Here is a 1312-nt window from a genome sequence, read left to right as displayed (position 1 = left end):
TGAACCGCCCCGGGTTTTGTAGAGGCTCCATTCTTTGAGAAAATGGAGCTATGAAGAAGCAACCGAAGTATTCCCCCGAAGTCATCGAGCGCGCTGTGCGCATGGTCAGCGAAGCTGCCAGCGAGTACGAATCGCAGTGGGCGGCCATTACGTCGATCGCGGCCAAGATCGGCTGCACGCCTGAAACGCTGCGCCGCTGGGTACGCCAGCAAGAGCGCGATACCGGCCAGCGCCCAGGCCCGACCACTGCTGAAGAAGAGCGCATCAAGGCCCTGGAGCGAGAAGTGCGCGAGCTGCGCAAGGCAAATGAGATCCTGCGTCTGGCGAGTGCGTTTTTCGCCCAGGCGGAGCTCGACCGCCGCTTCAAGCCGTGAGGGCGTTTATCGACCAGTACCGCCATGCCTACGGTGTCGAGCCGATCTGCAGGGTGATGCAGGTCGCGCCGTCAGGCTACTGGCGTTACGCAGCGCAGCAACGAAACCCTGAGTTGAGATGCGCGCGTGCTCAGCGCGACGACGTGCTGATTGCCGACATCGAACGGGTCTGGCAAGCAAACCTGCAGGTCTACGGCGCCAACAAGGTCTGGCGCCAGCTGCGGCGTGAGGGAACCGATGTAGCCCGCTGCACGGTCGAACGCTTGATGCGCATGGCCGGCCTGAGCGGAGTTGTGCGAGGCAAGGTTGTACGTACCACGGTTGCTGATGCCAAGGCACCGTGCCCGCTCGACCGGGTCAACCGCCAGTTCAAGGCGCAACGGCCGAACCAGCTGTGGGTCAGCGATTTTACGTACGTCTCGACCTGGCAAGGTTTCGTATACGTGGCCTTCGTCATCGACGTTTTCGCCCGACGCATCGTCGGCTGGCGGGTAAGCAGCTCGATGCGGACCGACTTCGTGCTCGACGCGCTGGAGCAGGCGCTGTACGCACGCCAGCCCGAACGAAACGAGCTGGTCCATCATAGCGACCGCGGTTCTCAATACGTGTCGATAAAGTACAGCGAGCGCCTGGCAGAAGCCGGCATCGAACCCTCTGTGGGCAGCAAAGGCGACAGCTATGACAACGCCTTGGCCGAGACCATCAACGGGCTCTACAAGGCTGAACTGATCCACCGCCGCGCTCCCTGGAAAACACGTGAGGCCGTCGAACTGGCCACGCTGGAATGGGTGTCCTGGTTCAACCACCATCGCCTGCTGGAACCGCTCGGCTATATACCGCCGGCCGAAGCTGAGGCAAACTATTACAAGCAGTTGAGCAGTCAGGCTATCCCGGCCTGACTCACACTAACCGGCCTCCACGAAAGCCGGGGCGGTTCA

Annotated in this window: 1 protein-coding gene and 1 other annotated feature; the gene reads left to right on the top strand. The window is 61.8% G+C overall.

Annotated elements, in window-relative coordinates; genetic code table 11:
- Positions 1 to 50: 50 nt before the first annotated feature.
- Positions 51 to 1273, top strand: a protein-coding gene (locus ACZ9AQ_RS24155) for an IS3 family transposase (RefSeq protein ID WP_429207345.1) whose coding sequence is annotated in 2 segments (ribosomal slippage) — positions 51 to 339 and positions 339 to 1273 — 1224 coding nt in all. Because the reading frame shifts where the segments join, the coding sequence is not laid out codon by codon here.
- Positions 329 to 445, top strand: a sequence feature (AL1L pseudoknot). It overlaps the preceding gene by 117 nt.
- Positions 1274 to 1312: the final 39 nt, after the last annotated feature.

Source organism: Massilia sp. UYP34 (genome assembly GCF_056279385.1).
Note: the sequence above shows the minus strand (reverse complement) of the source record. Positions and strands in the feature narration are given on the sequence as shown.